This window comes from Bradyrhizobium sp. R2.2-H (genome assembly GCF_004346455.1).
In the GTDB taxonomy this organism is placed as follows: Bacteria; Pseudomonadota; Alphaproteobacteria; order Rhizobiales; family Xanthobacteraceae; genus Bradyrhizobium; species Bradyrhizobium diversitatis.
Genome location: NZ_SMBR01000001.1, coordinates 573,524 through 586,672 on the forward strand (window position 1 = coordinate 573,524; position 13,149 = coordinate 586,672).

The following is a 13,149-nucleotide window of genomic DNA, read 5'->3' on the forward strand; positions in this document are numbered from 1 at the left end:
CGGTTGCCACGGACGAGGTCAGACATGCCGCGCATCTTGATGACGGGAGCTTCGGGCGGAATCGGAACGCGACTGCGGAAACTCTTGCCGCCGATCTATCCGGACCTGCTGCTTTCCGACATCAGGCCGCCGGCGGATCTCGGCGCAGATGAAAAATTCAAGATGGCCGACCTCGCCGATCTCGCGCAATGCGAGGCCATGTGCGAGGGCGTCGACGGCATTCTCCACTTCGGCGGCTATTCGGTCGAAGGCACCTGGGATCAAATTCACCAGGCCAACATCATCGGCTGCTACAATCTGTTCGAGGCCGCGTATCGCAAGGGCGTCAAGCGCGTGGTGTTCGCCTCGTCGAACCACGCCGTCGGCTTCTATCCGCGCCACCACAAGATCGGCACGGACGTCACTGCGCGGCCCGACAGCCGCTACGGCGTCAGCAAGGTGTTCGGCGAGGCCGTCGGCGCGCTCTATGCCGACAAGCATGGCCTAAAGGTGACTTGCCTGCGCATCGGCAATTTCGGCGACATGCCGCTCGACCAGCGCCGGCTCGCAATCTGGCTCAAGCCCGACGACCTCGTGCAGCTCTGCCGCATCGGGCTCGAACATCCCGACATCCATTTCGAGGTCTTCTACGGCGCCTCTTTCAACGAGCGCGCCTGGTGGGACAATCACCGCGCCTACGAGCTCGGCTATCGCCCGACCGGCCGCGCCGAGGATTTCCGTGAGCACGCGATGGCGGAGCAGGCCAAGCTCAAGCCGGATCCCGTCGGCGATTATTTCCAGGGCGGCACGTTCTGCAGCATGGAGTTCGATGCCGACCCAGGCCGCGTGATCGACTGGACCAAGCGGTAGAAGCGGCTCACCTGCCGAGCGTCAACAGCGGCTTGCCTGTCTCGACAATATAGGTCGCAAGCTCCGCCGCGTTGCCGCTGCCGACGTTCGTCACCGCATGATGTACGCCGTGAGGAATGAGCAGCACGTCGCCGGCCTTCAGGATCACGGGCGGCCTGCCGTCGAGCCGATATTCCAGCTCGCCTTCGATCATATAGACGAGCTCTTCGCCAGGGTGACTGTGCCTGACGGCGACAACGCCCGGAGGAAAATCGACGCGGACCTGGACGACCTCGCGTCCGGGGACGCTCAGAGCTTCCTTCATGAGATGTGTGCGCTTGATGTCTCCCAGCCGTGGCTCTTCGGATCGGGCGGCGAGCGAAGTCAGGCTGGTTGTGGCGATCAGCGCCGCCGCAACGATGATTCCATATCTCTTCATGTGAATGACCTTTCGGTTGTGCGCGACGTTGCGCTTGTGTCGATCAGGCGGCGGCCGCTGCCGCGGGTGTTGCACGAAAGCTGATGGCCATGCGGTTGTAGGCGTTCATCAGGCTGATCGCGATCGTGAGGTCCACGAGCTCACGCTCCTCGAATACGGCGCGTGCGGCCCGGTATGCCTCGTCAGGGACGCCGGTTTCGGCAACCCGTGTCACCGTTTCCGCCCATGCCAGGGCGGCGCGCTCGCGTTCGTCGAAGAGATTGCCGGCCTCGCGCCAGGCCTGCAGCAACGCGATCTTCTCGACCTTCTCTCCCTTCTTGAGCAGGTCGCGCGTGTGCATGTCGAGACAGTAGGCGCAATTGTTGATCTGCGAGATCCGCAGATAGACCAGCTCGATCAGCGTGGCGGACAGGCGGCTCTGCAGGATGTAGCCGTAGACGCCGCCGAGCGCCTTGATGCCTGCCGGCGCGATCTGGTTGTAGTCGAGACGCTTACTCATGGTCTTCTCCTTGATGAGTGGCCGGTTTCTTGGCCGGCATTGACGACGAACACCGCTTGTGTGCGCCTGTTCACCTGCGGATGACGGCCTTCAGCGAGTCCGTGAACACCCAGAAGGAAGCAGCCAACAGGCCGACGTCCTTCAGCAGGAACTGTCCCGGAGCGACGGTGATCGCGGGCGCCCCGAGCTCCGGCACGATGACGCCAGGCGTCGAGATCATGAAGCTCAGCGTCGTGACGAACAGCCCGGCCGAGAGAAGTCCGCCGGCTGTGGAATAGATCGGGCTTGCCAACCGAAGCGCGATCAAAGACCCGATGCTCAGTTCGACGAAGCCGAGAAAGGTGGAGAAGCCGCGGACCGAAAACAGCGCGTAGAACCAGCGCAACAACGGGCTGTTCTCCACCAGCGGAACCAGCCCCTGCGCTTCGTAATCGGTGAACTTCATCCCGCCGAACCAGGCGTAGATGAGTGCAAGCGACGCATAGAGGCCGATCCGGCTGACCGGTTCGGCGTAGGCGAGCAGGCGTTCAGACTGTTCGCGCCAACTGATGGTGCGGCGCAGGGCGATGGATGAGGTGGACGAGTGGCTGATGATGCGTGACATGGTTGTCTCCGTTTTGATGCTGGGTATCGCTCACGCATTCACGTGCGTGTGCAGGTTGTAGCGAGGGGCGGGAATGGCGCTCGAGAGCTTGTTCGTCATGGCGAGCCGCGTGCTCTCGTGTCGATCCCATGCGGACTGGTCGGCCAGCGCCGGGATCGTCACGACCTCGCCGAGGTCGAGACCGGCGAGGGCCGCGTCGACCATGTCGCCGGCCGACATGACGATCTCTGGCGGCAGCTGGTGAACCGGCGTGCCCGCGACATCCCAAAACTCCGTCGCAGTGGCACCCGGCAGCACGGCCTGAATGCGGATGCTCTTGCCGGCGAGTTCGTGAACGAGTGACTGGGTGAAGGCGAGCACGAACGCTTTCGAGCCGCCGTAGACGCCGTTCAGCAGTTCCGGCGCGATCGCGGCGATGGAGGCGATGTTGATGATTGTGCCGTGGCCGCGGTCGATGAATCCGGGGACAGTCGCGTAGGTCAGGCGCGTCAGCGCGCCGACGTTGAGGCGGATCATGTCCTCCATCTTGTCGATGTCGGAGGCGATCAGCGGGGCTGAGGCGCCGACGCCGGCGTTGTTGACCAGCACCGAGATGCCGGGCTCGGTTCTGAGGAGTTGCTCGACATGGCGCAGATCGGACGGGGAGGTGAGATCGGCTTGCAACGTCTCTACCTTGCCGCCGCTTTCGTTGGCGAGCCTGCGCGCCAGCGATGCGAGCCGCTGCCTGTTGCGCGCAACGAGGATGAGGTCGTGACCGCGCTTCGCCAGGCGGTCGGCGTAGATCGCGCCGATTCCGGTCGAAGCGCCGGTGATGAGGGCAGTGCCTTTTCTGGTCTGGGTCATTTTCGTCTCTCCGTTTCGGTGCGGAGAGGAATAGGCACTTCCGGAAATGACGGGTATCTGGCAAATTCGGGATCTATCCTTCCAGAATATGGAAGTCACAGATGGATCGTCTCGAAAGCATGTCGGTGGTTTTAGCGGTGGCGGAGGCCGGCAGCCTGTCCGCCGCCGCACGCCGCCAGAAGGTGCCGCTGGCAACGGTGAGCCGGAAGGTGTCGGAGCTCGAGGAGCACCTGCGCACCAAGCTGTTTCACCGATCGAGCCGCGTCCTCGTTCCCACCGATGCCGGGCGCTCCTACATCGCCGCGGCCAAGCGAATTCTTGCCGATCTCGCCGAAACCGAGCGCGTTGCCTCCGGCGAATACACCACGCCGCGTGGAGATCTGAGCATCACGACGCTGGTCGCGCTCGGTCGCCTCTGCTTACAGCCGATCCTTGCCGAGTTCCTTGCGGCGTTTCCGGAAGTGGACGTTCAGCTCATCTTGCAGGACCGGACGCTCAATCTTCTGGACGAGCACATTGACGTCGCGCTTCGCGTCGGCGATCTCGCCGACAGCGGCCTGATCGCCGTACGGGTGGGGGACATTCAACGCGTCGCCTGCGCAAGCCCGTCCTATCTGAAGCTGCGGGGAACGCCGAAGGCTCCCGATGATCTCTCCGCCCACGACTGCATCAGCTATCCTGCGCTACAATCACCGGGCACATGGCGATTCAAACGAGGGCAGACCGAATATGCTGTCCCGGTGCGGTCGCGCTTCATCGCAAGCAACCTGGAATCGGCCATCGATGCCGCACGCGCAGGCATCGGGATCACCGTCGTGTTCTCCTATCTGGCGTCGGATGCGCTGAGGTCTGGAGAGCTCGTTGCGCTCCTGCAGGACTTTCAGCCGCCGCCGCAGCCGGTCAACTTCGTCTATTCGCCCAACCGCTTCATGCCGGCCAAACTGCGAGCCTTTCTCGATTTTGCAGTACCGCGCCTGAGGGCGCGCTTGGCCGACATGCCCCGGGATGTGGCGTCGCGGAAGCAACGGGCGTGACTGTGTCGGGCGCGGACATCAGAAATGCAGGTTGATCCTCAGCAGCGCCTGGTGCCGTTCGAATTGCTCGAGGTTGAGGCTGCGGTTGTCGCCGAGTGCTTTGCCCGCGACCTGCATCTGCCAGGTGCCGGAGATGCCGACTTCCTTCGAGATGCTGTAGGAGAAGGTCGGGCCGGCGAAGATGGCATCGCCCAGGAAGCGGTCGAGTGCGCCGCCGTCATAGGCCCGCGCGTAGCGGACGCCGAGGCCGAACAAGAGTTCGGGCTGCACTGCGTACGAGATCGCCGCCTGGAGCTGCATCTCGGAATCGTTTCGCCAGAGATTGGTCAGGGTCTCGCGGGTTCCGCCGGTCCCGTACCAGACGTTGAAGGCCGCAAACAGCCTGTCCTTGATCAGCTCGCGGTCGAACAGCGCGGCAAACTCCGCGCCATATTGCGCGATATGCATGCCGGTGGCGTCGTCGATCCGGCTCCAGCCGGGCTGTGCATGGAGAGTGAGCCCGAACGGCGCGACGGCACGATCGACCAGCTTGTAGCGCAGTTCGAGCGCGGCGCCGCTGAAAGCGACATCGCGATGATCGGCAAGTCCCGGAACGCCGCTGATGTGCTGTCCGCTCAGCGCAAATCCGGGCGCGATCCGGAAATTGTCCGAGACCGTGTACTTGATCTGATTGAGATTGGCCCAGGCCGCGTAGCTGCCGGAGCGCTTGCCGAACGCGCCGACATTCTCGAACTCGATCTCGATTTCGCCGGGCTTGCCGATGTCGGAGCCCATGCTGAAGCCGAAAATGTGCTCGGTGTCGATCTCCGCGTGGGCTGACGGCAGGTTCTGCGCAGGCTTCGAGGCGGCGTGGCTGAGCGGGTCGCGAGCCGCGCCATTTGCGCGCTTGTCGTCGGCGAAGGCCGAGCCACAGCTTGCCAGCTGACTCCCCAGGATCGCTGCCGCCGCTGCGGCGCGCGGAAAACTCGATATTCCAGACACGAACAACTCACCCCTAAGCCGAGACTCGCCGGTGGACGCAAGGTCTCTCGGGGCATGCACCCGATCCATGCAAATGCAAGTCATTCGCAATAATTCCACGAAGGTGCCGCCGACGCAATTATTGCGACTCGTTCTTAGTTGCGTTCAAATGTCGCGGCTAGGGCGGATCTCCGGCGCAATCGCCGGGGTGGGAGCGGGGCGTGCTGGCCGGAGGCATTTGACCGGGCCGCCGGCAAGAGGCTGCGACCGTACCTCCGCCGGGCCAGTCAATGTTATCGAAATCAACCTCTGGCGATGTCCCGGCTTATCTTCTGCAATCGTGCAAAGGCGGCCCACGCGTTTGGATACTGGGCGTCTCTCGAATCGATCGTGAGCAGCGCGCGGCAGGCCTCGTTGATGTCGTCCGCTGAAGGGCGCATGGAGATGTCGCCCGATGACTCCGCCCGCTTCCAGCGGTCCTCGACCTCTTTCGCCAGGGCCAGTGCTTCCGACGGGGTTCGCTTCCGGGTTGGCTTCGCCAATGCGTGGTCCGGAGGGAATGTGGGCCAGGCGGTGGGAGGCCGATCGGCTCGCCAGTCGCCTTCCTTGGCGGCCTCGCGCTTCGCGGGCGGACTTGCCTGTCCACCTGCAACATCAGGCGGAACGGTCCGGCCGGCCAACTCGCGGATCTGCTGCTCCATTGTCCCGCCAGACGACGATCCTCCCGCCGAGGGCGCAGGCGCTGTCAGGACGGGCGCAATCGACGTCTGCACGTCGGGGGCAATCTTCTGAACGGTCTTGACGACCGCCGACGCGCCGGGTGACAGAGCCGGCCGCTGTTGCGCGACCTTGTCGTCCTCGGTGGGGCAGGGCCGGTATCCCGAACGCTGACGTGTAATGCGTCCGTCATCATCGATGCGGGCAAAATCAATGGCCACAGTGTAGACGAAAGCGGCGTCGATGACCTGGCCGGACTTGTCCCTTGCCTTGACACCGCCGCAAACATACCTCGCCGCGCCGGCTTCGACTGAACGCAACGCGCCGAATGTGGCCGTCCCTGGATCGATCAGCGCATGTCGAACGGCTGCGCGAGCTTTCATGTGTTCGGTCGAGAGCGCGCTGATCAGGACGTCAGGGTTGATCAAATCGGGCTGGTAGTACCACACATACTCGACGGCAAAAAAAGCTGCGCCGAAAGCGGCCGCGATCAGGACACCGGGTACATTCATGGGATTTCTCCGGGCACTGGAACCCGGCATGGTTGTTATTCATTTCGAAAACCATTTGCGCTAGAGTCTTCTAACAAGTCGTTAATCGGTTGTGCGCTCGAGGAGCATCTACCAAACGATAGTACTCGGGGCGGGATGAGGTCCGCAGGATCCTTTTGCGCGCCTTGTTGACAATGCGGGGCGAGGCGGTACCACCATGGCAAAATGGACGGAGCGACCTGATGACGAGTGGCTTGCGCAAGGGTTTGACGAGCTATGGCGATGCCGGCTTCTCGCTGTTCCTGCGCAAGGCGTTCATCAAGGCCATGGGCTATTCCGACGACGCGCTGGAGCGCCCGATCGTCGGCATCACCAACACCTATAGCGACTACAATCCCTGCCACGGCAACGTCCCTGACATCATCGAAGCCGCCAAGCGCGGCGTGATGTTGTCCGGCGCGATGCCGTTCGTGTTCCCGACCATCTCGATCGCCGAGAGCTTTGCGCATCCGACCTCGATGTACCTGCGCAATCTGATGGCGATGGACACCGAGGAGATGATCCGCGCCCAGCCGATGGATTCGGTGATCGTGATCGGCGGCTGCGACAAGACGCTGCCGGCGCAGGTGATGGCGGCGATCAGCGCCGATTTGCCCACGGTGGTCATTCCGGTAGGTCCCATGGTGGTCGGTCATCACAAGGGCGAGGTGCTGGGCGCCTGCACCGATTGCCGCCGTCTCTGGGCCAAATATCGCGCCGGCGACATGGACGACGTCGAGATCGAGGCCGTGAACGGGCGCCTCGCGCCGTCGGTCGGCACCTGCATGGTGATGGGCACGGCCTCGACCATGGCCTGCATGATCGAAGCCATGGGCCTGTCGCTACCGATGAGCGCAACGATCCCGGCGCCGCACGCCGAGCGTTTCCGTCTCGCCGAGGCGAGCGGCAAGGTGGCCGCCGAGATGGCGAAGACGAAGGGGCCCAAGCCCAGCGAGTTGCTGACGCCTGCGTCTTTCAGGAATGCGCAGGTCGTGCTCCAGGCGATCGGCGGCTCGACCAACGGCCTGATCCATCTGACCGCGATGGCGCATCGCTCGCCGCACCGGCTCGATCTCGCAGCGTTCGACCGGATCGGCCGCGAAGTGCCGGTGCTGGTCGACCTCAAGCCGTCCGGCGAGCATTACATGGAGCACTTCCACCACGCCGGCGGCGTGCCGAAGTTGCTGGCGCAGCTCGGCGATCTCATCGATCTCGATGCCAGGACCATCTCGGGCCAGACGTTGCGCGAGATCGCGGCGAATGCCGAGGACGTGCCGGGCCAGGATGCCATCCGCGCGCGCAATAATCCGATCAAGAAGGAAGGCGGCCTCGCCATCCTGCACGGCAATCTCGCCCCGCGCGGCGCCGTCATCAAGCAATCGGCCGCGAGTCCAAAGCTGCTGCAGCACACCGGGCGCGCGGTGGTGTTCGAATCCGTCGAGGACATGACCTTGCGGGTCGACGATCCCGATCTCGATGTGAACTCCGACGACGTGCTGGTGCTGCGCAATGCCGGCCCGAAGGGCGCGCCGGGCATGCCGGAAGCCGGCTATCTGCCGATCCCGAAGAAGCTCGCGCGCGGCGGCACCAAGGACATGGTGCGCATCTCGGATGCGCGCATGAGCGGCACCGCGTTCGGCACCATCGTGCTGCATATCACGCCGGAATCCGCCGTCGGCGGGCCGCTGGCGCTGGTGCAGAACGGCGACATGATCCGCCTCGACGTCGAAAAGCGCAGCATCGAGCTGCTGGTCGATGCCGCCGAGCTGGAGCGGCGCCGCGCCGCGCTGAAGCCGGCCGCCGTCCCCGGGGAAATGCGGCGCGGCTACGCCTGGCTGTTCAACGAGACCATCATGCAGGCCGACGAGGGCTGCGACTTCGACTTCATGCAGAGGACCGGGAAACAGACGGAGAAGCATTGATCGGCCGCGCGAACGAACGCTCGGATCGGCTGCTTCAAATTGCCGGCGGAGACAGGCTGCATCTGTCCTAGGTAACGACCTGCTCGATCCGCCACTGCGCGTCTTCGTGCAGGTAGCGGAACGGCGTGCCGTGGCTGTTCTTGAAATAGCTGCCACATAGTGCGTTTGCCATGGCTTGCATCACGGCGTCGTGGCAGACGAATAGGAGATTGTCGTCGGGATGGCGCGCGAGCCACCCCGAGACGCAGGCCAGCGACCGTCCGGCCATGGCGTCCCAGCTTTCGCCGTCGGCCGGCAGGATCGACACGAGACCCGTCGCGGATTTGACGCCGTGCTTGATCATGAGGTCGCGGACGGGGAGGCCTTCAAAGCTGCCGAAATCGAACTCGATGATGCCGTCGTCTATCGCGAGCGGCACCGCGATCACGTCCGCGATGATCTCGGCCGTCCGCGCCGCGCGTACCAGGGGGCTTGCGACGATGCGGCTGATGCCGAGGCCGCGCAGCGCGTGCGCGGCCTCGCGCGCTTGTCGCAGGCCATCGTCGTTCAGCGGATTGTCGGTGCGGCCCTGGAATCGCCCCTCGCGATTCCAGTCGGTCGCACCGTGACGGAGGCCGTAGAACGTGCGCGCGGGCTTCGTCACTTCGACTTGCTCGTGAACTTCTTCACGGCGGAGCGGAACGCCTCCGTGTTCATCGCCATGATGATCTTGTGCTCCTCGGCATCCAGCTGCTGCTTCACCGGCGTGGTTGCGGCCTGATAGACCAGCTGCTTGGTGCCGGCGATCGCGGCCGGCGGGTTCTGCGCCAGCCGTTCGGCAAGCTGCCGCGTCGCCGCCTTCAGCTCGGTTGCGGGAACGGTCTTGGCGACCAGGCCCCATTCATAGGCCTGCTGCGCGGTAAAATTGTCCTCGGCGAGAAAAATCTGCAGCGCGCGGCGGGAGCCCACCGTGCCGACGATGCCGACCGTCGAGCCGCCGTCCGGCGACACTCCGATCTTGGCATAGGCGGGCGTGAACCTGGCGTCATCAGCGGCGATGCAGAGATCCGTGACGAAGGCGAGGCCCATGCCGGCGCCGGCGGCCGAGCCGTGCACGCTGGACAGCGAGATCTTCGGCATGCGCCTGACGATCTCGATGAAGGTATGGTAGTGCTTGAGCAGCTCGCCGACGACGGGCGTCACCGTGCCGGCTTCGGCGGCGGCTCCGATCGTCTGCAGATCGCCGCCGGCGCAGAACGCGCGGCCTTCGCCCTCGAGGACAACGACGCGGATGTCGTCCGCGCCTTCGATATAGGCCGCGAGCTGTTCGAGCTTCTGGGCAATCGCAAGGTTGATCGCGTTGAACGCAGCAGGGCGGTTCAGCGTGATGGTCGCGATCGGGCCGTCGATCCGCAGCAGGGCGGGATCATCGGGTTTTGAGACGGGAGCGGTCATTTGGGAAATCCCCGGCAGGAGGTCGAGGCTCGAACTAAATCGCAGAAGGCGAGGGGTGACAATCCCCGGCCGCCGCTCTTGCGCCGGGCGGAACGATCGGCTCAAATGGCGCTGCCTTCGTCAAGGGACGGACATGAGCGCCGGCTCCTCCTAAGGCCAGCAACCAGAATCAGCGAGAGAGGAGACGGCATGGGTTACGCTCGTGTCTTCCGGAAATGGGCTGTCCAATGACGGGCGGTCCGGTGATCATCGTCGGCGCCGGCCATGGCGGCTACCAGGTCGCGGCATCGCTGCGCCAGGCCGGCTTTTCGGAGCGCATCTGCCTGATCAACGACGAGGCGCATCTGCCCTATCAGCGGCCGCCGCTGTCGAAGGCCTACATCAAGGGCTCGGCGGGGCCGGAGAGCCTGATGTTCCGGCCGGAGAAGTTTTATCAGGACCAGAAGATCGACCTGATCGGGGGCCGCGCCGCCTCGATCGACCGCGCGGGGCACAAGGTGCATCTCGAATCCGGCGAGACGCTGGCTTACGGCCACCTCGTGCTGGCGACCGGCGCGCGCAATCGCCTGCTCGACCTGCCCAATGCCAACCTTCCGGACGTGAAATATTTGCGAATCCTCGACGACAGCGAGGCACTGCGCAAGATCATGCCGTCGAAGACACGCGCCGTGATCATCGGCGCCGGCTTCATCGGCCTCGAATTCGCCGCGACCGCCCGCATCAAGGGCCTCGAGGTCGACGTGCTCGAGCTCGCCCCGCGCGTGATGGCGCGCGCGGTGACATCAGAGGTTTCGGAGTATTTTCAGGAACGCCACCGCGAAGCCGGCATCCGCATCCATCTCGGCGTGCAGGCCACCTCGATCGAGGCGGAGGGCGGCAAGGTCACCGGCGTCTCCTTGAGCGACGGACGGCATCTGCCCGCCGACCTCGTCGTGGTCGGCGTCGGCGTGCTGCCGAACATCGAGCTTGCGGCGGAGGCGGGGCTGCCGGTCGCCGCCGGCATCATCGTCGACGAATATCTTGCGACCGCCGATCCCGACATTTCAGCCATCGGCGATTGCGCACTGTTCGCAAGCCCGCGCTTCGGCGGATCGCTGCGGCTGGAATCGGTGCAGAACGCCACCGACCAGGCCCGCTGCCTTGCGGCGCGCCTGACCGGTGACAACAAGCCGTACGACAGCCATCCCTGGTTCTGGAGCGACCAGGGCGACGACAAGCTCCAGATCTCGGGTCTTACCACCGGCTACGACCGCGTCGTGCTGCGCGGCAGTCCCGCCAGCAAGGCGTTCTCGGCGTTCTGCTATCAAGGCGACAAATTACTCGGTATCGAATCCATAAACCGCGCCGGCGACCACATGTTCGGACGCCGGTTGCAGAGCATGGATCGTTCGATCACGCCGGAGCAGGCCGCGGACGAGAGCTTCGACCTCAAGAGCGCGCTGGCGTAAGCGCTACAACACCGCGGCCACGTCCGCTGCCGTTGGCATCGACGGCCCCGCGCCCATGCGCTGCACGCTGATCGAGGCGGCGTCGTTGGCGAAGGCGAGGGCGATGCGCAAGGATGCGCCCTCGGCCAGTTGCGCCGCCAGCGCGCCGACGAAGCAATCGCCGGCGCCGGTGGTGTCGACCGCCTTCACCGCACGGCCGGCCACGGCAATCTCCTCGCGGCCCGCCAGTGCGAGCACGCCGCGCCTGCCGAGCGTGACGCAGATGCTCTGGTTCTCGCGGGCCTGAAGTTCTCGCGCGACGTCGATGATGTGCGCGGCCGCGTCGCTCTCGGACAGTTCCACGCCGGCGAGGAAGCCAAGCTCGGTCTCGTTCAATACGAGGATGTCGACCAGCGAGAGCAACTCGCTGGGAATCTTCTGCGCCGGCGCCGGGTTGAGCAGCGTCGTCGCTCCAGCCGCACGCGCGCGTCGAAAAAAGGCAGCAATCGCCGGCAGCGGAATCTCGAACTGGCTGACCGCGACGTCGCCTTTCAGCAGCGGCACCACCTCGACGTCCTCAGGCCCGACCAGCCCGTTCGCCCCGGGAACGACGACGATGGTGTTGTCGGCCTCCGCCACCGTGATGATCGCGGTGCCGGTGTGCGCCTCCGCCGTCTCCACGAGATAGCCGAGATCGATGCCCTGATCGCCGAGAAAGGCCTTCAGCTCGGCCCCGAACGAATCCTTCCCCAGCCGCCCGATCAGCGTGGTTCCCACGCCGAGCCGCGCCGCCGCGACCGCCTGGTTGGCACCCTTGCCGCCCGGAAAATACAGCACCTGGCGGCCGGCGACGGTCTCGCCGACCTTCGGATGGCGATCGGCGGTCGCCACCACATCCATGTTGATGCTGCCGGCGACGAAGACGCGCCCCATCCTGATCCCTGCGACTGTTAGACCCTGACCTCGAACTCGTGCCTGACCTTGGCGATGTCGACGAGTGTCGGCAGGCCGGCCTCGTTTCCGAGGCGCTGGATCTTGAAGGTCGAGGCGGCGCGCGCGAAATCGAAATGCTCGCGCCAGCTCTTTCCGGGATGGGCGAGGTAGGAATAGACATAGGCACCGTGGAAGACGTCGCCGGCGCCGTTGGTGTCGATGACGCGCTCGCGCGGGATCGGCATCGCCGGCATCACCTGCACCGTTCCTGTCTCGTCGTACCAGAAGAGGCCCTTCTCGCCCATGGTGACGCCGCCGATCCTGCAGCCGCGGCCCTTGAGGTAGTCGAGCATCTTCTCCGGCGTGAGGTCCATCTGCTCGCACAGCCGCTCGGCGACGATCGCGACGTCGATATATTCGAGCAGCTCATGCGTGTTGGTGCGCAGGCCGCCGCCATCGAGCGAGGTCAGGATGCCAGCCTCGCGGCACACCTTGGCGTAGTGGATCGCGGCGTCCGGCTGGTGGCCGTCGACATGCAGCGCGCGGCAGCCGCCGAGGTTGAGCATCGGGAAGGGGTGGATGTGCTCGTCGTCGCGGCAGCGGACGATGGCGCGCTTGCCGTCCTTGGGCATGATGAAGGAGAGCGAGGACTGGTTGACCTTGCGCCCGTGCAGCGAGATGCCGTACTTGGCGCACATGTCCTGGAACATGCGCCCCAGCCAGTCATTGGCCGCCGTGGCGATGAGATCGGGCACGATGCCGAGCTTGGCGCAGCAGAAGGCCGCCGTCACCGCATTGCCGCCGAAGGAGACCGCGTAGTCCGAGGCCACGTGCTTCTCGTCGCCGGTGGGCATGTGGTCGGTGATGAAGACGACGTCGATATAGGTCTGTCCGATGAAGAGAGCCTGCATTGCTTGTCCGTGATGCGCTTGTGGTCCCGGCCGGCGGGATTACTCTAGCACCGGTTCCGCTCCGGAGG

14 protein-coding genes are annotated in these 13,149 nt (G+C 64.8%); 4 read left to right on the forward strand and 10 right to left on the reverse strand.

Features of this window, described 5'->3' with window-relative positions:
- Window positions 1–24 precede the first annotated feature (24 nt).
- Window positions 25–849, forward strand: a complete 825-nt coding sequence (locus tag EDE08_RS02725) for an NAD-dependent epimerase/dehydratase family protein (protein ID WP_131866904.1) — start codon at window positions 25–27, stop codon at window positions 847–849.
- A 7-nt stretch (window positions 850–856) separates the two neighbouring features.
- On the opposite strand, the gene EDE08_RS02730 is transcribed toward EDE08_RS02725, so the two are convergent.
- The 4 genes from EDE08_RS02730 to EDE08_RS02745 form a co-directional block, all read right to left on the reverse strand.
- Window positions 857–1,267 carry a cupin domain-containing protein gene (locus tag EDE08_RS02730; RefSeq protein ID WP_131866906.1) on the reverse strand — a complete coding sequence of 137 codons (411 nt, stop codon included), beginning with the start codon at window positions 1,265–1,267 and terminating at the stop codon, window positions 857–859.
- 43 nt (window positions 1,268–1,310) lie between these two features.
- Window positions 1,311–1,766 (reverse strand): carboxymuconolactone decarboxylase family protein, encoded by a 456-nt coding sequence (locus EDE08_RS02735; RefSeq protein WP_131866908.1) that lies wholly within the window; start codon window positions 1,764–1,766, stop codon window positions 1,311–1,313.
- Window positions 1,767–1,836: 70 nt separating this feature from the next.
- The gene (locus tag EDE08_RS02740) at window positions 1,837–2,370 is read right to left on the reverse strand and encodes a YkgB family protein (protein WP_131866910.1); all 534 of its coding nucleotides are present in this window, start codon (window positions 2,368–2,370) and stop codon (window positions 1,837–1,839) included.
- A gap of 30 nt (window positions 2,371–2,400) precedes the next feature.
- Window positions 2,401–3,213: an SDR family NAD(P)-dependent oxidoreductase gene (locus tag EDE08_RS02745; protein WP_131866912.1), complete on the reverse strand. Its 813-nt coding sequence runs from the start codon at window positions 3,211–3,213 to the stop codon at window positions 2,401–2,403.
- A 101-nt stretch (window positions 3,214–3,314) separates the two neighbouring features.
- On the opposite strand from EDE08_RS02745, the gene EDE08_RS02750 reads away from it, so the two are divergent.
- Window positions 3,315–4,247, forward strand: a complete 933-nt coding sequence (locus tag EDE08_RS02750; protein WP_131866914.1) for a LysR family transcriptional regulator — start codon at window positions 3,315–3,317, stop codon at window positions 4,245–4,247.
- An 18-nt stretch (window positions 4,248–4,265) separates the two neighbouring features.
- On the opposite strand, the gene EDE08_RS02755 is transcribed toward EDE08_RS02750, so the two are convergent.
- Together EDE08_RS02755 and EDE08_RS02760 are read right to left on the reverse strand one after the other, a co-directional pair.
- Window positions 4,266–5,228, reverse strand: a complete 963-nt coding sequence (locus EDE08_RS02755; protein ID WP_245524679.1) for a DUF6662 family protein — start codon at window positions 5,226–5,228, stop codon at window positions 4,266–4,268.
- 281 nt (window positions 5,229–5,509) lie between these two features.
- A complete protein-coding gene (locus tag EDE08_RS02760) occupies window positions 5,510–6,436 on the reverse strand; it encodes a hypothetical protein (RefSeq protein ID WP_131866918.1) in 927 nt (308 codons plus the stop codon).
- A 221-nt stretch (window positions 6,437–6,657) separates the two neighbouring features.
- On the opposite strand from EDE08_RS02760, the gene EDE08_RS02765 reads away from it, so the two are divergent.
- A complete protein-coding gene (locus tag EDE08_RS02765) occupies window positions 6,658–8,376 on the forward strand; it encodes an IlvD/Edd family dehydratase (RefSeq protein WP_165935683.1) in 1,719 nt (572 codons plus the stop codon).
- A gap of 67 nt (window positions 8,377–8,443) precedes the next feature.
- On the opposite strand, the gene EDE08_RS02770 is transcribed toward EDE08_RS02765, so the two are convergent.
- Both EDE08_RS02770 and EDE08_RS02775 read right to left on the reverse strand, forming a co-directional pair.
- Entirely contained in the window at window positions 8,444–9,019 is a 576-nt protein-coding gene (locus EDE08_RS02770) for a histidine phosphatase family protein (RefSeq protein WP_131866920.1), read from the reverse strand.
- A complete protein-coding gene (locus EDE08_RS02775) occupies window positions 9,016–9,810 on the reverse strand; it encodes an enoyl-CoA hydratase/isomerase family protein (protein ID WP_131866922.1) in 795 nt (264 codons plus the stop codon). Before EDE08_RS02775 ends, EDE08_RS02770 begins: the two co-directional genes overlap by 4 nt.
- Before the next feature lie 227 nt (window positions 9,811–10,037).
- On the opposite strand from EDE08_RS02775, the gene EDE08_RS02780 reads away from it, so the two are divergent.
- Complete coding sequence (locus EDE08_RS02780; RefSeq protein ID WP_131866924.1) at window positions 10,038–11,258, forward strand: NAD(P)/FAD-dependent oxidoreductase; 1,221 nt, start codon at window positions 10,038–10,040, stop codon at window positions 11,256–11,258.
- Between the two features lie 3 nt (window positions 11,259–11,261).
- On the opposite strand, the gene EDE08_RS02785 is transcribed toward EDE08_RS02780, so the two are convergent.
- Both EDE08_RS02785 and EDE08_RS02790 read right to left on the reverse strand, forming a co-directional pair.
- Window positions 11,262–12,170, reverse strand: a complete 909-nt coding sequence (locus EDE08_RS02785; protein ID WP_131866926.1) for a ribokinase — start codon at window positions 12,168–12,170, stop codon at window positions 11,262–11,264.
- Between the two features lie 17 nt (window positions 12,171–12,187).
- Complete coding sequence (locus EDE08_RS02790; protein WP_131866928.1) at window positions 12,188–13,081, reverse strand: sugar kinase; 894 nt, start codon at window positions 13,079–13,081, stop codon at window positions 12,188–12,190.
- Window positions 13,082–13,149: the final 68 nt, after the last annotated feature.